This is a genomic window from Microbispora sp. CSR-4 (assembly GCF_008033685.1).
Taxonomy (GTDB): Bacteria; Actinomycetota; Actinomycetes; order Streptosporangiales; family Streptosporangiaceae; genus Microbispora.
In genome coordinates this window covers 129,699-154,661 of the sequence record NZ_VJVX01000004.1, presented here as the reverse complement: position 1 = coordinate 154,661, position 24,963 = coordinate 129,699, and the positions used below count along the sequence as shown (strand labels likewise).

21 protein-coding genes, 1 tRNA gene and 1 pseudogene are annotated in these 24,963 nt (G+C 71.9%); 19 read left to right on the top strand and 4 right to left on the bottom strand.

Annotation, left to right across the window (positions count from 1 at the left end; genetic code table 11):
* The first annotated feature begins 290 nt into the window (after nt 1-290).
* Nucleotides 291-1,322, top strand: coding sequence for a glycoside hydrolase family 26 protein (locus FLV34_RS06500; protein ID WP_142650755.1), 1,032 nt, complete (start codon nt 291-293; stop codon nt 1,320-1,322).
* Between the two features lie 84 nt (nt 1,323-1,406).
* Here the strand turns inward: FLV34_RS06500 and cysC are convergent.
* Nucleotides 1,407-2,657, bottom strand: a pseudogene (gene cysC / locus FLV34_RS06495) (adenylyl-sulfate kinase); the annotation flags it as partial.
* Between the two features lie 110 nt (nt 2,658-2,767).
* On the opposite strand from cysC, the gene FLV34_RS06490 reads away from it, so the two are divergent.
* Nucleotides 2,768-3,286 carry a SigE family RNA polymerase sigma factor gene (locus FLV34_RS06490; RefSeq protein ID WP_142650753.1) on the top strand — a complete coding sequence of 173 codons (519 nt, stop codon included), beginning with the start codon at nt 2,768-2,770 and terminating at the stop codon, nt 3,284-3,286.
* Nucleotides 3,283-4,548 carry a WD40 repeat domain-containing protein gene (locus tag FLV34_RS06485; RefSeq protein WP_142650752.1) on the top strand — a complete coding sequence of 422 codons (1,266 nt, stop codon included), beginning with the start codon at nt 3,283-3,285 and terminating at the stop codon, nt 4,546-4,548. The genes FLV34_RS06490 and FLV34_RS06485 overlap by 4 nt, the downstream gene beginning before the upstream one ends.
* A 56-nt stretch (nt 4,549-4,604) precedes the next feature.
* On the opposite strand, the gene FLV34_RS06480 is transcribed toward FLV34_RS06485, so the two are convergent.
* Nucleotides 4,605-5,336 (bottom strand): methyltransferase domain-containing protein, encoded by a 732-nt coding sequence (locus FLV34_RS06480; RefSeq protein WP_168066382.1) that lies wholly within the window; start codon nt 5,334-5,336, stop codon nt 4,605-4,607.
* 375 nt (nt 5,337-5,711) lie between these two features.
* Between FLV34_RS06480 and mfd the strand changes: the two genes are divergently transcribed.
* The 7 genes from mfd (at nt 5,712) to FLV34_RS06445 (ending at nt 14,948) form a co-directional block, all read left to right on the top strand.
* A complete protein-coding gene (gene mfd / locus FLV34_RS06475) occupies nt 5,712-9,209 on the top strand; it encodes a transcription-repair coupling factor (RefSeq protein WP_147942601.1) in 3,498 nt (1,165 codons plus the stop codon).
* Between the two features lie 52 nt (nt 9,210-9,261).
* The gene (locus FLV34_RS06470) at nt 9,262-9,906 is read left to right on the top strand and encodes a SurA N-terminal domain-containing protein (RefSeq protein WP_168066380.1); all 645 of its coding nucleotides are present in this window, start codon (nt 9,262-9,264) and stop codon (nt 9,904-9,906) included.
* A gap of 276 nt (nt 9,907-10,182) precedes the next feature.
* Nucleotides 10,183-11,160, top strand: coding sequence for a MazG family protein (locus FLV34_RS06465; RefSeq protein WP_142650749.1), 978 nt, complete (start codon nt 10,183-10,185; stop codon nt 11,158-11,160).
* A gap of 82 nt (nt 11,161-11,242) precedes the next feature.
* Nucleotides 11,243-12,523: a phosphopyruvate hydratase gene (gene eno, locus FLV34_RS06460; protein ID WP_147942600.1), complete on the top strand. Its 1,281-nt coding sequence runs from the start codon at nt 11,243-11,245 to the stop codon at nt 12,521-12,523.
* 209 nt (nt 12,524-12,732) lie between these two features.
* Entirely contained in the window at nt 12,733-13,200 is a 468-nt protein-coding gene (locus FLV34_RS06455; RefSeq protein ID WP_261985676.1) for a septum formation initiator family protein, read from the top strand.
* Between the two features lie 262 nt (nt 13,201-13,462).
* Nucleotides 13,463-14,005, top strand: a complete 543-nt coding sequence (locus FLV34_RS06450) for a DUF501 domain-containing protein (protein ID WP_142650795.1) — start codon at nt 13,463-13,465, stop codon at nt 14,003-14,005.
* 10 nt (nt 14,006-14,015) lie between these two features.
* Nucleotides 14,016-14,948, top strand: a complete 933-nt coding sequence (locus tag FLV34_RS06445; protein WP_142650747.1) for a Ppx/GppA phosphatase family protein — start codon at nt 14,016-14,018, stop codon at nt 14,946-14,948.
* 40 nt (nt 14,949-14,988) lie between these two features.
* On the opposite strand, the gene FLV34_RS06440 is transcribed toward FLV34_RS06445, so the two are convergent.
* Nucleotides 14,989-15,330: a helix-turn-helix transcriptional regulator gene (locus FLV34_RS06440; RefSeq protein WP_147942599.1), complete on the bottom strand. Its 342-nt coding sequence runs from the start codon at nt 15,328-15,330 to the stop codon at nt 14,989-14,991.
* Between the two features lie 84 nt (nt 15,331-15,414).
* Here FLV34_RS06440 and FLV34_RS06435 point away from each other — a divergent pair, with 84 nt between their 5' ends.
* Genes FLV34_RS06435 through FLV34_RS06425 form a run of 3 tightly spaced genes read left to right on the top strand, consistent with a single transcriptional unit; the run spans nt 15,415 to nt 17,789 of the window.
* Nucleotides 15,415-16,398 carry a zinc-binding dehydrogenase gene (locus FLV34_RS06435; protein ID WP_142650745.1) on the top strand — a complete coding sequence of 328 codons (984 nt, stop codon included), beginning with the start codon at nt 15,415-15,417 and terminating at the stop codon, nt 16,396-16,398.
* Nucleotides 16,399-16,452: 54 nt separating this feature from the next.
* A complete protein-coding gene (locus tag FLV34_RS06430) occupies nt 16,453-16,782 on the top strand; it encodes a PadR family transcriptional regulator (RefSeq protein WP_142571211.1) in 330 nt (109 codons plus the stop codon).
* Nucleotides 16,779-17,789 carry a hypothetical protein gene (locus FLV34_RS06425; RefSeq protein WP_147942598.1) on the top strand — a complete coding sequence of 337 codons (1,011 nt, stop codon included), beginning with the start codon at nt 16,779-16,781 and terminating at the stop codon, nt 17,787-17,789. Before FLV34_RS06430 ends, FLV34_RS06425 begins: the two co-directional genes overlap by 4 nt.
* A gap of 96 nt (nt 17,790-17,885) precedes the next feature.
* Here FLV34_RS06425 and FLV34_RS06420 read toward each other — a convergent pair whose 3' ends face one another.
* Complete coding sequence (locus FLV34_RS06420) at nt 17,886-19,091, bottom strand: cytochrome P450 (protein WP_261985675.1); 1,206 nt, start codon at nt 19,089-19,091, stop codon at nt 17,886-17,888.
* A gap of 137 nt (nt 19,092-19,228) precedes the next feature.
* Between FLV34_RS06420 and FLV34_RS06415 the strand changes: the two genes are divergently transcribed.
* The 6 genes from FLV34_RS06415 (at nt 19,229) to FLV34_RS06390 (ending at nt 24,895) form a co-directional block, all read left to right on the top strand.
* Nucleotides 19,229-20,032: a uracil-DNA glycosylase gene (locus FLV34_RS06415; protein WP_142650743.1), complete on the top strand. Its 804-nt coding sequence runs from the start codon at nt 19,229-19,231 to the stop codon at nt 20,030-20,032.
* A 170-nt stretch (nt 20,033-20,202) separates the two neighbouring features.
* The gene (locus tag FLV34_RS06410; protein WP_147942597.1) at nt 20,203-21,537 is read left to right on the top strand and encodes an NAD(P)/FAD-dependent oxidoreductase; all 1,335 of its coding nucleotides are present in this window, start codon (nt 20,203-20,205) and stop codon (nt 21,535-21,537) included.
* A 252-nt stretch (nt 21,538-21,789) separates the two neighbouring features.
* Nucleotides 21,790-21,862, top strand: a tRNA-Leu gene (locus FLV34_RS06405).
* 536 nt (nt 21,863-22,398) lie between these two features.
* Nucleotides 22,399-23,064, top strand: a complete 666-nt coding sequence (locus FLV34_RS06400; protein ID WP_187280557.1) for a trypsin-like serine protease — start codon at nt 22,399-22,401, stop codon at nt 23,062-23,064.
* Nucleotides 23,065-23,120: 56 nt separating this feature from the next.
* Nucleotides 23,121-23,927, top strand: a complete 807-nt coding sequence (locus FLV34_RS06395) for a Clp protease N-terminal domain-containing protein (protein ID WP_142650740.1) — start codon at nt 23,121-23,123, stop codon at nt 23,925-23,927.
* Nucleotides 23,924-24,895 carry an asparaginase gene (locus tag FLV34_RS06390; protein ID WP_147942595.1) on the top strand — a complete coding sequence of 324 codons (972 nt, stop codon included), beginning with the start codon at nt 23,924-23,926 and terminating at the stop codon, nt 24,893-24,895. Before FLV34_RS06395 ends, FLV34_RS06390 begins: the two co-directional genes overlap by 4 nt.
* The last annotated feature ends 68 nt before the right edge of the window (nt 24,896-24,963 follow it).

The following is a 24,963-nucleotide window of genomic DNA, read 5'->3' as shown; positions in this document are numbered from 1 at the left end:
ACGGCCGGCGGTGGGGCCGCCGGTGCCCCTCCGGATGCGGGAGGGAAAGCCGGGCGCGTTCGCGGTCCCGGCGGCGGTCCGGCGGGATCCGGTCTCGAACTATAAGCCGCCGTGGAGTTTCGTCCCCGGCTATTGCCGAATTCGCGTCCGGCAATGGCCGCTCAATTAGCCGATGAAAACGGAAATATCCGTACACGTGAGATGGGGAAACCGGCCCCGAAGTCACAGGGATTGATGGGATGGTGTTTGCCCATCCGTTCAATGCGTGGTCTGCCGAGAAAGGGGGCGCGATGAGACTCATCGCCGGCTTGGCCGTACTGGTGGCGGGAGCGTGCGCGACGGCGTGCACGGGCACCGCCACGAGCGGGCGGGTGCCGGGGGGCGGCGCCGGGACGAGGCCGGTCGCCTGTGCGGTCACGGACAAGCTCATCCCGACGTGCGGGGCGTGGTGGGGGATCGCGCCCGACGTCTTCTCCGGACGCGGCCCGATCCGCGCCGTGGACATGGCCGAACGGCGCATGGGCCGCCGGGCCGACATCGTGCACGTCTACCACCGGGGCGGGGAGCTCTTCCCCACGATGGAGGAGCGGGTGATCGCCAAGGGGCCCCGGCTGCTGCTGGTGAACTGGAAGCCGGCGCTCGACCGCACCTGGGCCGAGGTCGCGCGTGGTGCGGTGGACGGGCGCATCGACCGGCTCGCCGCGCACATCCGGCGCACCTTTCCCGGCCGGTTCTTCCTCACGATCCACCACGAGCCGGAGAACGACGTGCGTGAGGGCCGCGGCTACTCGCCCGCCGACTACGTCGCGATGTACCGCCACGTCGTGATCCGCCTGCGGCAGCAGGGGGTACGCAACGCGGTGACCGTGATGACCTACATGGGCGCGCCCAACTGGGCGGTCAAGCCGTGGTTCGGCCGGCTCTACCCCGGTGACGACGTGGTCGACTGGGTCGCCTTCGACCCGTACGCGGACGACCGGGTGCGCGACTTCGCCACGCTCGTCGACAAGACGCGGCCCGACGCGCCCGGCTGGCCCGGGTTCTACCGGTGGATGCAGGCCAGGTTCCCGGCCAAGCCGATCATGGTGGCCGAGTGGGGCGCCTTCGAGCGGCGCGGGGCGCCCGCGTTCAAGCGCGATTTCTTCGACTCGGTCCGGCGGCAGATCGGGGACTATCCCCAGATCAAGGCGCTGGTCTACTTCGACTCGCCGCTGGCGCCCCGGGGCGACACCAGGTTCGACACCACGCCGGGCGCCACCCGGGCGTTCGCGGAGCTCGGGCGGCTGCCCCGCTTCACGTCCACCCCGGTGCCGGCCTCCTGAGCCGGCCCGCGCGGAACGTCGCCCCGGCCCGCCGCGTACGGGGCCCGGGATCGGCGTCGCCCTCCCGAGCCGTGGACGCGGGCGTCAGCGGACCCAGCCGCCCGAGGTGACCAGGTTCAGCACGGCGCCGACCGCGCGCTCGATCGTCATGTCCGTGGTGTCGAGGACGAGGTCGGCGTCCTCCGGCTCCTCGTACGGGTCGGAGATCCCGGTGAACTCCGGGATCAGCCCGGCCCGCGCCTTGGCGTACAGGCCCTTGCGGTCGCGGCGCTCGCACTCCTCCAGCGGCGTGGCCACGTGGACGAGCAGGAAGTCGCCGCCGACCTCCTCGACCATCGCCCGCACCTCGTTGCGGGTCGCGGCGTACGGCGCGATGGGCGCGCAGATGGCCAGGCCGCCGTGGCGGGCGACCTCGGCGGCCACGAAGCCGATCCTGCGGATGTTGCGGTCGCGGTCCTCGCGCGAGAACGTGAGCCCCGCCGACAGCATCCGCCGCACCACGTCGCCGTCCAGGTAGGTGACCGTGCGGCCGCCGCGTTCGAGCAGCGCGTCGCGCAGGCCCCGGGCGATCGTCGACTTGCCCGAGCCGGACAGGCCGGTGAAGAACACCACGAGCCCCCGCTTGTGCGGCGGCCCCGGAATGCTGATCGGCGCGGGACCGGCGTAGTGCTCGGTGGCGCCGTAGTTGCGGGCCACGTGCTCGCGGAGTTCGAGGTCGATCTCGGTGTCCTCGCGCGGCGCGAGCGGCACCGCGACCACCGTCGCGCCGGGAAGCCGCTCGGCCGCCTTGAGCGCGGCGCGCACCACGGCGGGGCCGCCCTCGCCGAAGACGAGGGGCATGAGGAGCACGGCGGCGTCCAGTTCCTCGGCGGTCGCCGCCACGTCGTCGAGCGTGGCGCCGTCGAGCGGCCCGCGCATCGTCACCGCGAGGACCTCGCCGTCCGGCAGGTCCTTGCGGATCTCCTCCGGCGTACGGCGCAGCCGGGCGAACGGGCCGTACGCGGGGGCGTCGAGCGCCTCGACGGGTCCGGCGGCGTGGTGGCCGTCCCGCTCCACGACGGTCAGCACCGCGACCGCGGCGCCCTCGGGGTCGCGGAGCGTCACCCGGTCGCCGGGCCCGAACTCGTCCGGCAGCGTGATCGTGATCGGGTCGGGCCAGGAGGCACCTCCGGGCAGCCGCCCGCGCTCGACCACGCTCTCCACCTCGGCCGAGGTGAGGAACCCGGTCAACGGCGCGTACGCCCCGGACAGCAGCAGCTCCAGGTCGGCCAGCTCACGTGCGTCGGGCGTCCACTCGGTCATGGCTTCCGTTTCCGCTCGAATCGGTCGGCGCTCGCTTGAGGTCGCGGCTTCGGTGGGTCGGAACGCACCCTACTGGCAACCCCACGCATAGCGTGCCGGTGCCCGGGGCGTCTACAGGCAGACACTAATCCGAGGAGGTGCTCGTGGACGCCGCAGAGGAGCGACGATTCCGCGAATTCGTGTCGGCCCGTGCGCCGGCGTTGATGCGGCTGGCCTATCTGCTGACGGGAGGAGACCAGCACTCCGCGGAAGACCTGGTGCAGACCGCCCTGGCCAAGGTCGTCACGAGGTGGGGGCGGCTCGACGAGCCCGAGGCGTACGTGCGACAGGTCATGTATCGGCAGCAGATCAGCTGGTGGCGCCTGGCCTGGCGGCAGCGGGAGACGAGCGTGGCCGACGTGCCGGAACCCCCGGCAGGCCGCGCGGGCACCCATGAGGCCGAGCTGCGGATGATCCTGCGCCGGGCGCTCGCCCGGCTAACGCCCCGCCAGCGGGCCGTGCTCGTGCTGCGGTATCTCGACGACCTGCCCGAGGACGAGGTGGCCCGGATCCTCGGCTGCTCCGTGGGGACCGTGCGCAGCACCGCGCACCGGTCGCTCGCCCGGCTGCGGACGACCGCGCCGGAACTCGCCGATCTGCGCCTGAGTGAGGTGACGTCATGACCCCCCGGATCCTGAAGGAGACCCTGTCGGAGTGGTCGCGGGAGGTCCACGTGCCCGCCGACCTCGCCGACCGCGCGCTGCGCCGCCGGTCTCGGCTGCGCCTGACGAGGTTCGCGGGTGTGGTCGCGTGCGCGGCCGTCGTGGCGGCCGTGGCGCTGCTGGTGCCGCTGGTCGTGGTCCCCCTCCTCGACAGGGCGCCGGTCTCGCAGGTCGGCGGCCCGCCTGTGGTGGTGCCCGTCCAGCCGTACCGGGAGACGCCCCCCGCGCAGGACGTGCTCGCCGACACGGAGAACTCCCCGCCGAAGAGGATGATCGCGGCGGGCCGGGTGGCGTTGTCCGCCTACTACACCTGGCGGCGGCGTACGGTCGACGGGCGTGAGGCGCTCGACCTGACGTGGTATCTCCTCGACCAGGTGACCGAAAGCTACGAGAAGACGGAGTGGGGCTGGGTCGAGGTCGCCCCCGGCCTGCGCTGGGCGGCGGTCCTGGAGAAGGACCTGCCCGTGCGGAGGATCGGCATCTTCGACATGGAGACCCGGCGGGTGCGGGCGTGGGTGCCGGTGGACCACCCCGTGGGCGGCGTCGCCTGGTCGCCCGACGGCACGCGCCTGGTGGCCACCGCCTATGACGAGTCCCCCGATCTGGACATGAGGTCGGCCGAGGAGCGGCGGTGCCCGGCCCCGGTCGCGGCGACGCCCGGCGATCCCCGGCTGCTGCCGCCGTTCCAGGCGGTCTCCACCAGCCGCACCGGCTTCTACATCGTCGACGTGGCCACCGCTACGGCGGGGGACTTCCACGCCGTCGATCCCTGCCGGACCGACAACAGCAACGTGCGGCGCGACTTCCGCTGGAGCGACGACGGCACGCTGATCCGCGAGGCCAGCAACATCTGGAAGCGGCCCGACGCCTTCTACGACCTCGACGGCAGGCCGCACGACGCGCCCGCCGGCTACGTCGTCACGGAGTCGAAGGCGGGCGTGTCGCCCGACGGCACGCTGCTCGCCGGCCCCGACGGCATGCCCACCGAGATCACCGAGCTCTCGACGGGCAAGGTCGTGGGCCGCCAGGAGGTGCTCCAGCTTCTCGCCTGGGCCGACGACCGCCGCCTGGTCGCCCTGGGCTGCGCGGACACGTGCGGAAGCGAGTTCCACAACGGCCTGGTCCTGGTGGGCGTCGACGGCGGGAGCAGGGTCCAGCTCTCGGTCTACCGGCAGAACGCCCAGGAGCCCGGAACATGGCAGCCGGTCCTGACGCCCAGATAGCGGCCCCGGATAGCGGCCCCGGATAGCGGCCCCGGATAGCGGCCTCGGATAGCGGCTCAGATGAGGCGGGCGAAATGGTTCTGCGGACGGCGGATCACCATGGTGATCTCGTCCTCGGTGCCGTTGAGCCCGCCTCGCGAGAGCGCGGCCACGGTCCGGCAGACCACGGAGACCAGACCGCCGTGCGGGCCCCGCCGGGCCGGGCCGCTCACCGCCGAGTAGTCCTCCGCGATCATGAGCCCGCGCATCAGGCAGTACGCCTGGATGCCCTCGCGGGAGGCCAGCGGCTCGTAGACCGCGGGAAGCGGCCCCACCGACCCGGCCGGGGCGAGCGTGCGCCACAGCGCCCGGCGCACCCAGCGGGGGGTCACCCGGTCGCAGAAGCCGTACGCCGACTTGCGGTCGCGCATCTTCAGCAGCAGCAGCCCGCCGGGGCGCAGCCCGGCGACGAGCCGGTCGAGCACGAGCTCGGCGTGGCGGATGCGTTCGAGGAGGAACGACACGTAGACGACGTCGAAGGAGCGCGGCGGGATCGGCACGAGCCGCAGGTCGCCCAGGTAGGACGCCTCCAGGTCGTCGCGGTTGGCGGTGTGGGTCCGCAGCGGCGGCAGATCCTCGTCCACCCCCGTCATCCTCGGCTCGTAGCGCCCCACGTCGAGGACGCCGCCCCGGCCGCATCCGGCGATGAGGATGTCGAGACGCCGACCGAGCTGGTCGGTCCACTGCTCGCGGATCCGCTGGCTGAACACGTCGTCCTGGTCAGCGGACGACAACCGAACCTCTGTCATACGACCGAGCGTAATCATTTGACGACGCCGAGTTGCGCATTTGCCGTTCCCCATCATGTCCCCGCCGAGGAGCGAACGGAGTGAGACGCATGGATATGCGAGGGGCGCGGCCATGTCTGGAGTGAGGAGCGCGCGGAGCGAGCGACGAGCGAGCACGCACTGAAGGAAGTGTCCATTGCGCGCCTCCGGCACGACCGCGGACTGTAGGCGCCTGAGCGGCCGAGCGGAGCGAGGCCATAAGACAGGGCGTAGCCTTGGTAGCCGCGGCCCGGTTGGGAGCGTCTCGCGGATCTCCTCTGTCAGGGGGATCGGCCGGACGAACGGGGTCGCGTCCGCACGCCGGCTGTCTTTGTCACGGGGCTTTTGAAGGCATCGATGTCTCTTTCCGGACTGCTCGACCTCGTATCCGCCGAACCCAAACTGGCCGCCGCGCTCGACGCCGCCGGTCAGACCGCCGAGCCGGGCGCCGAACTGGTGGCGCCTCCCGCGCTGCGGCCGTTCGCCGTGGCCGCGTTGTCCCGCGTACGGCCGGTGCTCGCCGTCACGGCGACCGCGCGTGAGGCGGAGGATCTCGCCGCCGCGCTCACGAGCCTGGTCGACGAGAGCTCCGTGGCCGTCTTCCCCGCCTGGGAGACGCTGCCGCACGAGCGCCTGTCGCCGCGCAGCGACACGGTCGGCCAGCGCCTGGCCGTGCTGCGGCGGCTGGCGCACCCGATCGAGGGCGACCCCGCGGCCGGGCCGCTGCGGATCGTGGTGGCCCCGGTCCGCTCGCTGCTCCAGCCCATCGTGGCCGGGCTCGGCGACCTGGCGCCCGTACGGCTGCGCGCGGGCGACGACGCCGACCTGGACGACGTGGTGGCCCGGCTCGTCGAGAACGGCTACCACCGCGTGGACATGGTGGAGAAGCGCGGCGAGGTGGCCGTGCGCGGCGGCCTGCTCGACGTGTTCCCGCCCACCGAGGAGCACCCGCTGCGGCTGGAGTTCTGGGGCGACACGATCGAGGAGATCCGCTGGTTCAAGGTGGCCGACCAGCGTTCGCTCGAAGTCGCCCAGGACGGGCTGTTCGCCGCGCCCTGCCGTGAGCTGCTGCTCACCGACGACGTACGGCGGCGCGCCCGTGAGCTGGGGGAGGAGCACCCGGCGCTGAAGGACGTGCTCGACCAGCTCGCCGAGGGCGTGCCGGTGGAGGGCATGGAGGCGTTCGCGCCCGTGCTCGCCGGGGAGATGGACCTGCTGCTCGACCACCTGCCGATCAGGTCGGCGGTGTTCGTCTGCGACCCCGAGCGCATCCGCGGCCGGGCGGTCGAGCTGGTCCATACGAGCCAGGAGTTCATGGAGGCGTCGTGGATCGCCGCGGCCGCGGGCGGCGAGGCCCCGATCGACCTGGAGGCTGCCGCCTTCCGCACGCTTGAGGAGGTGCGCGACCACGCCGGCGAGCTGGGCCAGCCGTGGTGGAGCATCGCGCCGTTCGGCGAGGGCGTGGAGCTGGACGCGCAGGACGTCGAGGCCTACCGGGGCGACACCCAGCGGGCGCTCGCCGACATCAAGGGCTGGATGGGCGCGGGCAAGGCCGTCGTGCTGCTGAGCGAGGGCCACGGCCCGGCCGAGCGCATGGTCGAGCTGCTCAAGGGCGTGGACGTGGCGGCGCGGCTGGTGCCGTCCCTCGACGGTCCGCCGCCGAAGGACGTCGTGCAGGTCACGACGGGCCGGATCGACCACGGCTTCGTCACGCCGGACGTCGCCGTCGTGACCCATCTCGATCTCGTCGGACAGAAGGCGTCCACCAAGGACATGCGGCGGCTGCCGTCGCGCCGCCGCAACATGGTCGATCCTCTGCAGCTCAAGGTCGGCGACCACGTGGTGCACGAGCAGCACGGCGTGGGCCGCTACATCGAGATGGTGCAGCGCACGATCCAGGGCGCGACCCGCGAATACCTCGTGATCGAGTACGCCAGGGGCGACCGGCTCTATGTGCCGACCGACCAGCTCGACGAGGTCACGCGCTATGTCGGCGGGGAGGCGCCCACGCTCAACCGCATGGGCGGGGCCGACTGGGCCAAGGCCAAGACCCGGGCGAAGAAGGCGGTCAGGGAGATCGCGGGCGAGCTGATCCGGCTCTACTCGGCCCGGATGGCCTCGCCCGGTCACGCGTTCGCGCCCGACAGCCCGTGGCAGCGCGAGATGGAGGACGCCTTCCCGTACGCCGAGACGGGCGACCAGCTCGAAGCGATCGACGAGGTCAAGCGCGACATGGAGCGGCCGGTGCCGATGGACCGCCTGATCTGCGGCGACGTCGGCTACGGCAAGACCGAGATCGCGGTGCGGGCGGCGTTCAAGGCGGTGCAGGACGGCAAGCAGGTCGCCGTCCTCGTGCCGACGACGCTGCTCGTGCAGCAGCACCTGTCGACGTTCGGCGAGCGGTTCGCCAGCTTCCCGGTCACGGTGAAGCCGATCTCCCGCTTCCAGACCGACTCCGAGGTGCGGGAGACCCTCGACGGGCTGCGTACGGGCGGGGTCGACGTGGTGATCGGCACGCACCGGCTGCTGTCGCCCGAAGTGAAGTTCAAGGACCTCGGCCTGATCATCGTGGACGAGGAGCAGCGGTTCGGCGTCGAGCACAAGGAGGCCATGAAGCACCTGCGCACGCAGGTGGACGTGCTGGCCATGTCGGCGACGCCGATCCCGAGGACGCTGGAGATGGGCCTCACCGGCATCCGCGAGATGTCGACCATCCTCACCCCGCCGGAGGAGCGGCACCCGATCCTCACGTTCGTCGGGCCGTACGACGAGAAGCAGATCGCGGCGGCGATCCGGCGCGAGCTGATGCGCGACGGCCAGGTGTTCTTCGTGCACAACCGGGTCCGCACGATCGACAAGGTGGCCGCGCGGCTGCACGAGCTGGTGCCGGAGGCGCGGATCGCGGTCGCCCACGGGCAGATGAACGAGAGCCAGCTCGAAAAGATCATGGTGGACTTCTGGGAGCGCAACTTCGACGTGCTCGTCTCCACCACGATCGTCGAGTCGGGCCTCGACGTGCCCAACGCCAACACGCTCATCGTGGACCGCGCGGACAACTACGGCCTGTCGCAGCTCCACCAGTTGCGCGGCCGGGTCGGCCGGGGCCGCGAGCGCGGCTACGCGTACTTCCTCTATCCGCCCGAGGCGCCGCTGACCGAGACCGCGCACGAGCGGCTCGCCACGATCGCCCAGCACACCGAGATGGGCGCCGGCATGTACGTCGCCATGAAGGACCTGGAGATCCGCGGCGCCGGCAACATCCTCGGGGCCGAGCAGTCGGGCCACATCGCCGGCGTCGGCTTCGACCTGTACGTCCGCATGATGGCCGAGGCCGTCCAGGAGCAGAAGTCCAAGCTCGCGGGCGAGACCAAGGTGGAGGAGCGGCCCGAGGTCAAGGTCGAGCTGCCGATCAACGCCCACGTGCCGCACGACTACGTCACCTCCGAGCGGCTGCGCCTGGAGGCGTACAAGCGGATCGCGGCCATCGGCTCGGAGGACGACATCGCGGCCGTCCGCGACGAGCTCACCGACCGGTACGGCAGGCCGCCCCAGGAGGTGGACAACCTGCTGGAGGTGGCGCGCTTCCGGATCAAGGCCCGCAAGGCGGGGCTGACCGACGTGACGCTGCAGGGCCAGCAGATCAGGTTCGCGCCGGTCGAGCTGAAAGATTCACAGCAGGTGCGGCTGCAGCGGCTCTATCCCCGCTCGATCTGGAAGCAGGCCACGGGCATCCTGCTGGTGCCGGTGCCCAAGACCAAGCCGATCGGCGGTCAGCCACTCCGCGACCTCGACCTGCTGAAATGGTGTGGGGACCTGGTCGAGGCCCTGTTCCTGGAGCCTGTGCGGGTACAGTGACCCGCGAAAATGTCAACAAATGCGTGGCCGGTGTCGTTCGGGAGGATCGTCCGTGAAGTCGTATCGAGTGCGCGTCGCCGTGGCGCTGGCGGCGACCGGGATCGCCGTGACCGCGTGCGGCGGCCCCGTGCAGGCGGGTTCCGCGGCCATCGTGGGCTCGGAGCGCATCACCTCCAGTGACCTGAACGACGAGGTCCGCGAGCTGCGCGCCGACCTGGCCGCGAACAAGATCTCCGAGGACCAGCTCCAGCTGACCTTCTCGCTGCCGCAGACGGTGCTGCTCAACATGACCACGAGCAGGCAGTTCCAGGAGCTCGGCCGGCGCAAGGGCATCACGGTCACCGACCGCGAGGTCGACGACATCGCCATCGCGCAGGGCGGCTGGGACCAGTTCAACAAGGTGCTGCTGGCCAACGGCATCCCGCTCGACGAGGGCCGTGCCTTCATCCGGGCCGTCATCGTCCGCAACAAGCTGGCGCAGCAGTCCGGCGCCGGGCAGGACCAGGCGGCACAGCAGGCGGCCCTCCAGAAGATCATCCAGGAGGCGGACTCGACCGTGCCGGTGAAGTACAGCCCGCGCTACGGCAAGTTCGACCCCCAGCAGGGCTTCGTCGCCGACGACCGCTTCGGTTCGCCGGCCGCGGCTGCGGCCGGTGGCGCCGCCGCGGGCGCGGCCGACGCCGGCCAGGCCGGCTGACCGCACGCCCGAGCTGCCTCGTGCGCCCGGGTGGTGTGGCCACGCTGGTCCCGCGTGCCCGGGTGGTGCGGTGACGCCGGTTTCGCGCGTCCGCGTGGTGTGGCCACGCTGGTCCCGCGTGCCCGGGTGGTGCGGTGACGCCGGTTTCGCGCGTCCGCGTGGTGTGGCCACGCCGGTCTCGTGCGCCCGGGTGGTGTGGCCACGCCGGTCTCGTGCGCCCGGGTGGTGCGGCGACGCCGGGCGGGAGGGCTCGTCGGGCTTCACTAGGCTGAGTCCATGGCGTTGATCGTGGTGACCACCTCGCCCCGGGTCGCTCCCGGCCTGCTCGCGCCCGCGGCGTGGCGCGCCCTCAACCGGGGGCGGGTGCTCACCGGCACCCCGGACCACCCCTATCTGCCCTATCTCGACGAGGCCGGCGTCCAGGTCGAGGTGGTGACCCCCGACCCCGGCGCCATCGCCCGCGAGAGCCGTACGGGGACGGTGGTGTGGCTGGCCGCGCAGGACGGCGACGAGGACTTCATGCGCGCGGTCGGCCACGCCGCGATCTCCCTCGACGAGCCGCCGGAGATCGAGGTCGTCCCCGGCTCCTACGACCTGCCCGGCGCACGGCTGCTCGACCTCGTGCAGGTCATGGACCGGCTGCGCCGCGAGTGCCCGTGGGACCGCAAGCAGACCCACGAGTCGCTCGTGCCCTACCTGGTCGAAGAGGCCTACGAGGTGCTGGAGACCATCCACGAGGGCGACTTCGGCCCGCCGCTGCGCGAGGAGCTCGGCGACCTGCTGCTCCAGGTGATGTTCCACGCCCGGCTCGCCCAGGAGCGGATGGGGCCGGACGGGGACGGCTTCGACATCGACGACGTGGCGGACGGGATCGTGGAGAAGCTGGTGCGCCGCCACCCGCACGTCTTCGCGGACGTCCAGGTCTCCGGTGCCGGTGAGGTCAGCGACAACTGGGAGACCATCAAGGCCGCCGAGCGGGCCGCCAAGGGGGAGACCGGCTCGGTGCTCAGCGGCGTGCCGATGGGCCAGCCGGCCATCTCCCTGGCCGCCCAGCTCCTGCGCCGGGCTGGCGGGGTCGGGGCGCCCGGCTCCCTCGCCGGCGACCTCACGCCGTCCGCGGGCGCCCGCCTGTTCGCGCTCGTACGGGAGATCCAGGACGCGGGGCTCGATCCCGAGGCCGAGCTCAGGGCGGCGGCCAGGGAATACCGGCGGCGCGTGGAGGAGTGGGAGAGCACCCGCTCGGACACGCCGTGAACGGGACACCCTGCGCAGTACCGAGTAGTAAGGACCGATAGGCTCGGGTGGCAAACCGCCCGCCATTTTGCTAGGAGCGTTCGTGGCTGCCATCGAGGCCATCACCGCCCGCGAGATCCTCGACTCCCGTGGGAACCCCACGGTCGAGGTCGAGGTACTGCTGGACGACTACAGCACCGGCCGTGCCGCCGTTCCGAGTGGCGCCTCCACCGGTCAGTTCGAGGCCGTCGAGCTGCGCGACGGCGACAAGAAGCGTTATCTCGGCAAGGGTGTCGAGAAGGCCGTCCTCGGCGTGACCGACGAGATCGCCGACGAGCTCATCGGCTTCGACGCCGAGGAGCAGCGTCTCATCGACCAGACGATGATCGACCTGGACGGCACGCCCAACAAGGCCCGTCTCGGGGCCAACGCGATCCTCGGCATCTCGCTGGCCGTCGCCAAGGCCGCCGCCGACAGCGCCGACCTGCCCCTGTTCCGCTACGTCGGCGGGCCGAACGCGCCCATCCTGCCCGTGCCGATGATGAACATCCTGAACGGCGGCGCGCACGCCGACACCAACGTGGACATCCAGGAGTTCATGATCGCGCCGATCGGCGCCGAGACGTTCTCCGAGGCCGTGCGCATGGGCGCGGAGACCTACCACACGCTCAAGAGCGTGCTGAAGGAGAAGGGCTACGCCACCGGCCTGGGCGACGAGGGCGGCTTCGCGCCCAACCTGCCGTCCAACCGCGACGCGCTCGACCTGATCCTGGTCGCCATCGAGAGGGCCGGTTACACGCCGGGCCAGGACATCGCGCTCGCGCTCGACGTCGCGGCCAGCGAGTTCCACAACGACGGCGTCTACACGATCGACGGCAAGGGCGTGTCGTCCGCCGAGCTGATCTCCTTCTACGAGGACCTGGTCCGCTCCTACCCGCTGGTCTCCATCGAGGACCCGCTGAACGAGGAGGACTGGGAGGGCTGGAAGGCCATCACCGCCTCCCTCGGGACCAAGGTCCAGCTCGTGGGCGACGACCTGTTCGTCACCAACCCCGAGCGGCTCGGCCGCGGCATCGCCGAGGGCGCGGCCAACGCGCTGCTGGTGAAGGTCAACCAGATCGGCACGCTGTCGGAGACCCTCGACGCGGTCGACCTGGCCCACCGCAGCGGCTACCGCAGCATGATGAGCCACCGCTCCGGCGAGACCGAGGACACCACGATCGCCGATCTCGCCGTGGCCACCAACTGCGGCCAGATCAAGACCGGCGCCCCGGCCCGCTCGGACCGCGTGGCCAAGTACAACCAGCTCCTGCGCATCGAGGAGCTGCTGGACGACGCGGCGCGCTACGCCGGTCGCGCCGCCTTCCCGCGCTTCCAGGGCTAGCCTGCGGCGGGCCCTGCGGCAAACCTTGCGGCAGACCTTGCGGCAGACTCTGCGGCAGACGGGGATTCCGGCCGGACACGTTCCGGACGCCCGATGGGGCGATGGGCGCGGCGACGCCGTGCCCAACCGGGCGTGTACGGCCGGGACGGGCGGTTAGTGTGGCCGTTGTCACCGGGCCCACGCGCTGACCGACCGGGAGGGGTGGTTTCGTGGCGGCGAAGCGGCCGCAGCTCACCGGGCGCGCGGCGATCCTCGCGGTCGTCGTGTGCGCCATCGCCATGAGCCTCGCCTACCCCGCGCGGGAGTACGTCGCCCAGCGCCGGCAGATCGCCCAGCTGGAGGCGCAGCAGGCGAACGCGCTGCGCAAGCTCCAGAACCTGGAGCAGCGGCGCAGGCGGCTGGAGGATCCGGACTACATCAAGCGCCTGGCCAAGGAACGGCTGTTCTACTGCGAGCCGGGCGCCGACTGCTACCAGGTGATCGACGAGGACACGGCGGGCACCGCCGCCGCCAAGGCGGGGACCAAGCAGCCGGAGCGTCCCGCCTGGTACGTCACTCTCTGGCGGTCGTTCGAGGCGGCCGACAAGGGGCGGCCCGCCGCACCCGCGGCGGGGCGCAGTCCCGCACCCACGGGGTCCCCGTCGGCGTCGGCGTCCGCGCCGCCGGCGGTGGGATGAGCGCCGGGGATGAGGGCCTGGGATGAGGGCCTGGGATGAGGACCCCGGGATGAGGATCACGGACGCCGCCGGGAACGGCGGGGCGCACAGTGTCAACGGCGCAGGGCGCGCAGTGTCAACGGCGCAGGGCGCGCAGTGTCAACAGCGCAGGGCGCACGGCGTTAAGGGCGCACAGCGTTGAGGGTGCAGGGCGCACAGAGTGAAGGGCGAGGAGATCGACGTGGCGGACGACCAGGCGGACCACGCGGGCCACACGGGCCGTGTGGACCCCGCTGACCTGGCGGCGGCGCGGGCGCAGCTCGGGCGGCAGCCGCGCGGGGTGCGGGCCGTCGCTCACCGGTGTCCCTGCGGCCTGCCCGACGTGCTGGAGACCGCGCCCCGGCTGCCCGACGGGGCGCCGTTCCCCACGCTGTTCTACCTGACCTGCCCGAAGGCCGCCTCGGCGATCGGCACGCTGGAGTCGTCCGGTCTGATGAAGAGCATGCAGGCCCGGCTCGCGGAGGACCCCGAGCTGGCCGAGGCCTACCGGGCGGCCCACGAGGACTACGTCGCCCGCCGCGACCAGGCGGCCAAGGAAGAGGGCCTGGAGCCGCTGCCGCGCGACATGCAGAGCGCCGGCGGCATGCCGGGCCGGGTCAAGTGCCTGCACGCGCTGGTGGCCCACGAGCTGGCCGCGCCGGGGGTCAACCCGTTCGGCCGGGAGGCGCTCGACGCGCTGCCCGACTGGTGGGCCGGCGGCCCCTGCGTGGTCGTTGAGAGCCCCGCAGAGCGGCCCCAGGCTACGCGGAGCACCGAGACGGACTGAGGGAACGAGCGTGAAGACGAAGCGGGTCGCGGCCATCGACTGCGGGACCAACTCGGTCCGCCTTCTCATTGCCGATATCTCCGGCGACGTCCTCACCGACGTCGAACGGCGGATGGAGATCGTCCGGCTCGGCCAGGACGTCGACCGTACGGGACGGCTCGCGCCGGAGGCCCTGGAGCGGACCTTCACGGCCATGCGCGGCTACGCCAAGCTGATCAGGGAGCACTCCCCGGACGGCCCCGTGCCGGTCCGCGTGGTCGCCACCTCGGCGACCCGTGACGCCGCCAACCGGGCCGACTTCGTCGCCGGGGTGCGCGACATCTTCGGCGTGGAGCCCGAGGTGGTGACCGGCGACGAGGAGGCGCGGCTGTCGTTCACCGGCGCGACCCGGGGCCTCGCCGGATCGGACGCCGAGACGCCCTACCTCGTGGTGGACATCGGGGGTGGTTCGACCGAGTTCGTCGTCGGCTCCCGGTCCGTCGAGGGCGCGCTGTCGGTGGACATCGGCTGTGTGCGGCTCACCGAGCGCCACCTGCGCGACGATCCGCCGAGCGCCGAGACGGTGGAGGCGGCCGTCGCCGACATCGAGGCGGCCATGGACCGGGTCGAGGAGCGCGTCCCCGTGCGTACGGCGCGGACGCTGGTCGGCCTGGCGGGCTCGGTCACCACGGTCGCCGGGATCGCGCTCGGCCTGCCCGCCTACGACCCCGCGCGCATCCACCACTCGCGCATCCCGGCCGAACGGGTCCACGAGGTGTCCGCGCGGCTGCTGCGCATGACCCACGACGAGCGGGCCGCCATCCCGGTCATGCACCCGGGCCGGGTGGACGTCATCGGCGCGGGCGCGCTCATCCTCGACCGCATAGTCCGCCGTTACGGCTTCCCCGAGGTCGTCGTCAGCGAGCACGACATCCTCGACGGCATCGCCTGGTCCCTCGCCTGACGAAGGCCTGAGAAAGGCCTGACGAAGGCTCGACGAAGGCTCAAGGAGCGGCGGGCTCGTTCTCGTACGCGCCGAGGATCGAGTCGAGCAGGCCCGGGAACCGGCCGTCGAGATCGGCCAGGCGCAGCGCGGTCCACCGGCGGTTGCCGTCCTCCCGCTGATGGATGACACCTGCCTCCCTGAGCACCCGGAAGTGGTGCGTGAGCGTCGACGGCGCCACATCCACCGGAAACGTGCCGCAGGGCCGTTCCGGCTCCGCGCGCAGCGTCCGCACGATCGTCATGCGTGTGGGATCCGCCAGCGCGTGCAGGACGTCGAGCAGGTCGATCTCGGCGGCGTCCGGATGCGTCAGTGCCGACCTGCGGCGTTGGGATCGGGGCATCTCCCCACCTTTCTCTTTCGACAACCATCGTACAACTGTGGTACGACTTTCGTAGTACGACGAACGTCGAAAAAGGAGTGGGTCATGCGGGCACTGGTGATGACGGGGCCGTCGCACGGGTCGGATCTGACCGAGATCGCGGACATGCCGGTGCCGGAGCCCGGCGCGGACGAGGTGTCCATCGACGTCTCCTTCGCGGGCGTCAACTTCATCGACGTGATGGCGCGCAGGGGAGACCCGGGCTACGTCACGGCCTGGCCGTACGTGCCGGGCAAGGAGGTGGCGGGCACCGTGCGCCGGGTGGGCCCAGGCGTCTCCGGTCTCGTGCCGGGGCAGCGGGTGGCCGCCTTCACCCCGTCCGGCGGTCTTGCCGAGGTGGCCGTGGCGTCCGCCGCTCTCACCGTGCCGCTGCCGGACGGCGTGCCCTCCCCCCTCGCCGCGGCCGCCCCGCTGATGCTGACGAGCGCGTTGCTGCTGCTCACCGACGCGGCCAGGTTCGGCGCGGGAGAGAGTGTGCTCGTGCACTCCGCGAGCGGCGGCGTCGGGTCGGCCGTGGCCCGTCTGGTGCCCGCGCTCGGCGGAGGACGGCTCATCGGCACCGTGGGCCGGGCGGACAAGACCGAGGCGGCCCGGTCGGCCGGCTACGACACGGTGGTCGTCCGCGACGAGGGGGCGGGCGCCGCCATCCGGGCCGCCGCGCCCGAGGGCGTGGACGTCGTCCTCGACCCGCTCGGCGTCGAGCTGCTCGAACTCGACCTGGAGGTCACCGGGCCCGGCGGCAGGATCGTGCTGTTCGGCAACGCAGGAGGCGGTGAGGTGTCCCCGTTGCCGCCCCACCCTCGCCTGATGCGCGGCAACGTGGGGATCGTCGGCTTCAGCGCCAGCGCCCTCACCGTGAACGCGCCGCACCGGATCGCGCGGGGCCTGCGCCGCGTGCTGGACCTGGTCGCGGAGGGCCGGCTGGACGTGCCGGTGACCGTGATCGACTCTCTCGGCGAGGTGCCCGGCGTCCACCAACTGCTCGCCGACGGCCGGGGCAGCGGCAAGTACGTCGTCCGGATCGCGTGAGGGTCGCACAGAAGATCTTGCCACTATTGCGCATTGCGGAGTACCGTGCTTTGCGTGGACAGTAGCCAGCTCCTCAAAGGGGTTCTCGACCTGGCGGTCCTGGCGGTGCTCGCCGAGCGCGACAGTTACGGATACGACGTCGTACGCCGTCTGCGCGAGGCGGGGCTGGAGGACGTCGGCGACGCCTCGGTGTACGGGACGCTGCGGCGGCTCTTCAAGGCCGGAGCGCTCACCTCCTATGTGGTCGCCTCCGACGAGGGGCCGCACCGCAAGTACTACGGCCTGAACGACGTGGGCCGCTCACTCCTCCAGACCTCGGCGAAGACCTGGACGTCGTTCGCCGCCACCATGAACGACCTGCTCAAGGAGGTCGATCCGGGATGACTCCCCCAACGACGCCCCCGATGACGCCCCAGGACTACGCCGCCGCCGTACGCGCGGCGCTCGCCGATCTCCCCGCCGGGGACAGGGACGCGCTGCTGGAGGACCTGGACGAGCATCTCGCCGAGGTCGCCGCCGAGCCGGGCATGTCGCTGGAGGAGCGCCTCGGCAGCCCCGAGGCGTACGCGGCCGAGCTGCGGGCCGCCTATGGCGGGCGGCCGTCGGACGGCGGCTCCTCGCTGGGCGGGCGGCTGCGCGAGCGCGTGAGCGGTGCGGTCCGGCGCGTCCACACGCGGCTGCTCGTGCTCCCGCCCTACCGGCAGGCCGCCGCCTTCGCCCCGGAGCTGCGCCCCGCCTGGTGGGTGCTGCGGGGCTACGCCATCGCGCTCGCCGTGCTCGCGCCGATCAGCGCCCCCGGGCTGATCCCCGGCGACATCCCCGCCTGGGTGTTCACGCTCGCGGTCGTCTGGGGATCGGTGTGGCTGGGCCGGCGGGGCCGCGCGCGAGCATCGCGCTGGGGCCGCGTGCTGCTGCTCGGAGCCAACCTGGTGGCCGCGGTGCTCGTGATCACGGCGATGGCCGACGTGCCGGGCACGCCGTCGCGCGACGTGGCCTTCGACTACGGCCCCCGGCCGGAGGGCCTGGGCGTGCGGGTGGAGAACGTGTCCTCCTTCGGCGGGGAGGTCACCAACATCTTCCCGTACGCGGCGGACGGGACGCCGCTGCACGACGTCCGGCTCTACGACCAGGACGGCGACCCGATCATGCTGGATCCGGGCTTCGACCAGGAGATCGTCATCCCCTGCGACGGGGAGCCGCCCATCCGCAACGCCTACCCGCTGCCGCTGCGGCCCTCGGACGACCGTCCCGGACGGGCCGCCCGTGGACCGGCCGCCCGTGGGCTGGAGCCCACGTGCACGCCCACCACCCCGGCGCCCACGGACACCGCGACGCCTTCCGCGTCGCCGTCGCCATCTTCCGCGCCGTCGGCCACGCCGTCCCGCCGATAGTCCCGGCTCCGCCCCGTCCAGTCTCAGCCGTCCCGGCTCCGGCCGTAAGGTCCGAGCCGTAAGGTCCGAGCCGTACGGCCGGAGCCGGGCGGGGCGTCAGCCGTGCAGGCGGACGGGCAGCGAGAACAGTCCGCGCATGATGGCGCTGGGCCACCAGCGCAGCTCGGCGGGGTCGGCGGCGAGGGCCAGATCGGGGAAGCGTTCGAGCACCCGGCCGATCGCGGCCTCCCCCTCCACCTTGGCCAGGGCCGCGCCGACGCAATAGTGGGGCCCCCGGCCGAAGGCGAGGTGCGGTTCGCCGACCCGGCCGGGGGAGAACGCGTCCGGGTCGGCGAACGCCGCCGGGTCCCGGTTGGCCGCGAGCAGCGAGACGAGGATGGGCTCGCCGGGCAGCATCTCCTGGCCGCCGATCACCACGGGCTCGGTGGGAAAGCGCCAGGTGGCGTTCCGTACGGGACCGTCGTAACGCAGCATCTCGTCGATGAAGTCCGGCAGCCGGGAGAGATCGGCGCGCAGGACCGCCGCCTGGGCGGGGTGCCGCAGCAGCGCGAGCAGGCCGTTGCCGATCAGCGCCACGGTCGTCTCGTGGCCCGCGATCAGCAGCAGGAACGCGGTGGAGGTCAGCTCGTCCTTGTCGATCTCGCCCTGGTTGGACCGGCGTACGAGATCGGTGAGCAGGTCGTCGCCCGGCCGGGAGCGCTTGAACTCGACCAGGTCGCCCAGGAAGATCTCCAGGGCGTCGGTGGCGCGGGCGATCTCCTCCACCTCGGACGCCGCCGCCGAGTCGATGACAGAGGCGTGCCGGTGGAAGGTGGCCCGGTCCTCCTCGGGCACGCCGAGCAGGTCGCAGATGATCGTGATCGGCAGGGGATAGGCGAGACCGGAGATCAGGTCCGTCTCCGGGCCGTCGAGGCGGTCGAGCAGCGCGTCGGTCACCTCCAGCGCCCGCGTCCGCAGCCCCGCCATCCGCCCGGGGGTGAAGGCCCCGCTCACCAGCCGCCGCAGCCGCGCGTGGTCGGCGCCGTCGGCGTTGATCATGTGGCGGGCGAGCCCGGGCCGGTGGTCCAGAGGCAGGCCGAGAGGGGCGGCCCGCCATTCGGGCGAGCCGGCCGCCGGGTCCTTGGCGAGGGCGGGATGGGTCAGCGCGGTCACGGCGTCCTCGTACCGCGTGACCAGCCATGCCTCGCAGCCGGGCAGCGGCACGCGGGTCACCGGCGCGTTCCGGCGCAGCCAGTCGTAGGCGGGGTAGGGATCGGCGTCGAACGCCGGGCCGAACAGCGGGGGGCATGAGTCGATGGACACGGGCCCTACGTACCCATCTCCGGCACGACGGAAAAGATCGGAATCTTTCCCGGCATGACCGCTTCGTGACACGCGCCGGTGCCGCGAAGCCCGCTTCCCGGCGGACGCACATTTTCTGACCTGGCACGATCGGTGTCATGAGCTTCGTTCCTCCCGGTTCCGGCCGGCCGGGTGACCCCGCGTCCCCGGACACCCCCGTCGCCCACGACGCCCACGAGGTCGCCAAACTGGCCGCGGAGAGCCGTACGCTGGCCGAACTGACCGCCAGGCAGTCGGTGTGCCGCGCCTGCCCGCGCCTCGTCAAGTGGCGGGAGGAGGTCGCCGACGTCAAACGGCGGGCGTTCGCCGATGAGACCTACTGGGGACGCCCGATCGCGGGCTGGGGCGACGAGGCGCCGCACACGCTCATCGTCGGGCTCGCGCCCGCCGCGCACGGCGGCAACCGGACCGGCCGGATCTTCACCGGCGACCGCAGCGGCGACTGGCTGTTCGCGTCGCTGTACCGCACCGGGTTCGCCGTGCAGGAGACCAGCGTCCACGCGGGCGACGGGCAGCGGCTGATCGGCGCCCGGATGATGGCGGCGGTCCGGTGCGCCCCGCCCGCCAACAAGCCCACCCCGGAGGAGCGCGACACCTGCCTCCCCTGGCTCGCCAGGGAGCTCGCGCTCGTGGCGGGCACGACCCGGGTGATCGTGGCACTCGGCGGTTTCGCCTGGCAGGCGGTGTGGCCCGCGCTGCGCGAGGCCGGGTTCACGCTGCCGCGCCGCAGGCCGCCGTTCGGCCACGCGGTGGAGGTGCCGCTCTCCTACGGCGAGGCGCCGGTCACGCTCATCGGCTGCTACCACCCGAGCCAGCAGAACACCTTCACCGGCCGGGTCACCGCGGACATGCTCGACGCGGTCTTCGCCCGCGCCGCCGCACTGGGCAAGGCGACCTTGTGAACCATTTCACGAGTGTGAAGTCGATCACTTCGGGAAGATTGCAGGAATTTTTCCAAGAAATGACGTCAAGAGATGACGGAGTGGGGAAAATCACTGGACCTTCGGCCCTGGCGGAATGGTGCGGTTGCCAACCCGTGACGTAAGCTTGTGAATGCTTTCACAAGGAGGGCATCGTGGCAGACCGCAACTGGAAGCACGTCGTCATCGTCGGCGGTGGATACGTGGGCCTCTACACGGCTCTGCGGCTCCAGCGCACGCTCCGCCGTGAGCTGCGCAACGGCAGCGTGCGGATCACGCTGATCGACCCGCAGTCGTACATGACCTACCAGCCGTTCCTCCCCGAGGCGGCGGCCGGCAACATCTCGCCGCGCCACGTCGTGGCCCCGCTGCGCCGGGTGCTGCCCAAGGTGCGCATCCTCAACGGCAAGGTCTCCAAGGTGCACCACGAGGCGCGCACGCTGACCTTCGAGCCCGCCGCGGGCCAGTCCCGTGAGATCGAGTACGACGTCGTCGTCATGGCGGCCGGCTCGATCTCGCGTACGCTGCCGATCCCCGGCCTGGAGGACGCGGCCATCGGCTTCAAGACCGTCGGCGAGGCCATCGCGCTGCGCAACCGGGTGCTGGCCCTCCTCGACCGCGCCGAGTCGAGCGACGATGAGGACGTGCGCCGCCGCGCGCTGACCTTCGTCGTGGTCGGCGGCGGCTTCGCGGGCATCGAGGCCCTCGCCGAGCTCGAAGACATGACCGACGACGCGGTCAACTACTACCCGAGCATCGACAAGAAGGACCTGCGCTGGGTCCTGATCGAGGCGTCCGACCGCATCCTGCCGGAGGTCGGCCCCGAGATGGGCGAGTGGACCGCCGAGCAGCTGCGCGAGCGCGGCATCGAGCTCAAGATGAAGACGTTCCTCCAGTCGTGCGAGGGCGGTCTGGTCAAGACCTCCGACGGCGACGAGTTCGAGTCGGCCACGATCGTGTGGACCGCCGGCGTGAAGCCGAGCCCGATCGTCAACTCCACCGACCTGCCGCTCGACGAGCGCGGCCGGATCAAGACCACCACGCGCCTGACCGTCGCGGGCGTCAAGGGCGCCTTCGCCGCCGGTGACATCGCAGGCGTGCCCGACGTGACCAACCCCGGACAGTACTGCGCGCCCAACGCCCAGCACGCCGTACGGCAGGCGAAGGTCCTCGGCGACAACATCACGGCCTACCTGCGCGGGCAGAAGCTGGCGGACTACCGGCACAAGTACGCCGGGTCGGTCGCCGGGCTCGGCCTCTACCGGGGCGTCGCGAACGTCTACGGCGTGAAGCTGCGCGGCTTCCCCGCCTGGTTCATGCACCGCACCTACCACCTGTCGCGGGTCCCCACGGTCAACCGGAAGGTCCGCGTGGTGATGGACTGGACGCTCTCGCTGTTCTTCAAGCGGGAGACGATCTCCCTCGGCGAGATCGAGCACCCGCGCGACGAGTTCCGGGCGGCCGCGAAGAGCGGCGTCAAGCACTGATCCGCCCGGCGCGGACGGCTCGGCGGACGACCTCGGAACACGCACACGGCCCGGCGGCCCACCCGCCGGGCCGTCGCGTCTTCCTGTGCTCTGACATGCTGGTGTGGTGGACGGGGGAGAAGGTGCGGACGGTCTCCAGGACCTTGACCGGCCGGCTCCCAGGCGTGCCGTTCACGCGCTGTGGAAAGGGGGACAAGCCGCGTAAGACGTAACTTGCTTACAGAGGAGTGATCCGTGACATATGATCGCGGCGCCCCCGTAGCCCAATGGCAGAGGCAAGCCCCTTAAAAGGGCTGTGGTGTGGGTTCGAGTCCCACCGGGGGCACAGAGCGCCGCCTCGACCAATCAGCCCCGTGACCTGGGGGAGCGCGGTCACGGGCCGATCGTAGCTGTTCCGGTTGACTACGGCCGAACGCGAACGTCCACGGGAAGCCGTGCCCCCGGCATGCCCGTGGTGTGCCCGCGACATCACTCCTCGCCCAGCCCGCCGGCGCTGCACCCCTGTGGATCCCGCCCGCGCCGGGTTCCGCCGTGTGGTCGGCGGAGGAGTGGGACGGCCTCTCGGGCTCTCTTGCCGGGCACGAGCCACTTGCGATTCGGATGCCGAGGTAAGCGGCTCGGGCCGCTCAGTCTTCTGACTGGTGGGGTGGGAGTCGCCCGTGGGGCGAGCGTGCGGGAAGTCCTGATCTGGCGGCCGGTAGATTTTTCTCGTCCTATTTGTCATAGAGAGTCCATGCTCGGATACATTCGGGCATGCGTTTTGTCCTTTTTGTCATGGTTCTGGTGGGTTTGGTGGTCGGTATCGCCTTGCCCGCGTCGGCCATCACCCATGGCTCGGCAGACAATGGCGATCACCCGGAAGTGGGCGCCCTCATCGGGAATGAGCCGGAGAGCGACGGCACGTGGGCGTACTGCACCGGCACCCTCATCTCGCCGAACGTCTTCCTCACGGCCGCCCACTGCGGGCACAAGGGCCAGAAGACCGCCCGGGTCTCCTTCGCCGACCACTACCAGCCCGGCGAGAAGCTCTACACCGGTCGCTTCGTGCCCGACTCGCGATACAAGGGCGACGCCTATGATCTGGCGGTCGTGATCTTCCCGGCGCCCGTCGAGGGCATCGCGCCGGCCAAGCTGCCCTCGCTGGGCCTGCTCGACCAGCTCAAGGCCGACGGCACCCTGCAGACCGCGCGCTTCACCCCGGTCGGGTACGGCTCGGTGGAGCCCACGAAGAAGCGGGACGGGAACGGATGGCGCTACCACTACACCGACACGCGCAGCCAGACCTCGATCTCCTTCAAGCGCCTGGGCGCCAGGTGGCTCGACCTGATGCCGTCCTCGCGTGACGAGGGTGGAACCTGCTACGGCGACTCCGGCGGCCCCAACTTCCTGGGCGGCCCCGACTCGAACCTGCTCGTGGCCACGACGATCAGCGGCGTGGACGACGCCTGCAAGACGACCAACGTCGACTACCGGCTGGACATCCCCGAGGTGCGGGCGTTCCTCGGCAAGTACGTCACGCTCCCCTGACGCCGCTTTCGCGGTTGGGGGTAGATGTATAACCCCAATGGGGGTATGAATGATGCATGCCTAAGATCAACGTGTACCTGCCGGATGATCTGGCGGAGGCGGTCAAGGACGCGGCGCTTCCGGTGTCCGCGATCTGCCAGCGGGCGCTGGAGCAGGCGGTCCGCCGCGTGAGCGCCATCCGCGAGAGCATCCTCGGCGACTTCGAGATCGACGACCCCCGGTTGTCGCACTTCACGCCCAGGACCCGCGCCGTCTTCCGGCTGGCGCTGGAACAGGCCCGGGCCGAGAACGCCGCCGGCATCGGCACCGAGCACCTGCTCGCCGCGATGCTGGCCGAGGGGCGGAACCTCGCCCTGCATGTGCTGCGGGCCATGGAGGTCGAGCCTGCTCTGATCGAGCGCGACCTCGCGGCCCGCCGCCCGTCCGCACCCACCGGACCGGACCAGTCCGGGGACGAGGGGACGCCGAAGGACGGCCCGAGCCGGTTCGACGCGCATGCGGCCAACGCCCTCGAACTGGCGGTCACCGAGGCCCATGCCCTGGGGCACAACTACATCGGGTGCGAGCATCTGCTGCTCGGCCTGGTCGCCGAGCCCGACGGCATCGGCGGGCAGGTGCTGCGCGAGCGGGGCGCCGAGCCACGCCTCACGCGGCGCGCGGTCGTGGCGGCGCTCGCAGGCTACGTCCACCTCCGAGCCCAGGCACAGGACGCCTCCGCGTCCCAGAGCACGGCCCAGGCTTCTTCTCAGAGCGCCGTGCAGGCGGTGGCGGCGGTCGTCCGTCAGGAGATCGCTCCGCTCATGCGGCGCATCGAGCGGCTCGAACAGCACGCCGGAGTCGCCGCCGAGGACGGCGCGGCGTGAGCGGACGCGTGCTGCTGGTGGCGACGGGCGACGTCATGGCGTACGCCCGTCGCACGGGCCGCCCGGGGCTCGCGACGGCCGCCGACCTGCTGGCGGCCATCCCCGGGAATCCCGGCGTGGAGGTCGTGACCGAGGACGTGCAGGCCGAGCCGAGCTGGGACACCTCGGCCTCCACCATGCTGCGGCTGGCCCGGCGGGTGCGTACGGCCCTGCTGGACGAGGGGTTCGACGGCGTGGTCGTCACCCACGGCCTGGACACGATCGAGGAGACGGCCTTCCTCGCGGACCTGCTCGCGGGCCCCGCCGCTCCGCGCGGCGGCATCGTGCTGACCGGCGCCGTACGCGGGCTGGACGAGCTGTCGAGCGACGGCCCGCGCAACCTCGCGTCGTCCCTGGCCGCGGCGGCCGACCCGGCTCTTCGCGGAGTCGGCGCGGTGGTCTGCGCGAACGACGAACTGCACGCGGCCCGCTGGGTCACGATGGCCGACGCCACGAGCGTGGCGGCCCTCTCGTCCGCCCCCGAGCCGATCCTCGGCCGGGTGGTGGACGGCCGGGTCGAGATGACGGCGACGCCGCCACCACGGCCCCCGGCCGCGCGGGGAGAGCCGGAGACGAACGTCGCGCTGATCAAGACATATCCGGAGATGGATCCGGTGATCGTCACGTCCGTCGTGGACGCCGGAGCCAGGGGTGTCGTGCTGGAGGGCACCGGCGCCGGGAACGTCCCGATCACCCTGTACGCGACCCTCAGCGAGCTGGCGGAGTGGGACATCCCCGTGGTGATCGCCTCGCGGTGCCGCACCCGGCCGGCCGCGCTGGAGGACCTCCCGCTCGGCCTGGGGCTGGCCGGCAAGGTCGGCGCCATCGGGGCGCGCGGCCTGGCTCCGGCGAAGGCCAGGTATGCCCTGATGGTGGCGCTCGGCGGGGGTGGGCGGCCCGCCGTACGCGACTGGTTCGCCCGCCTCTGACCACCGTCAGACGCGCCGCTCATGCACCACCGTCAGACGCGCTGTTCGCGCACCGCTGTCAGGCGTGC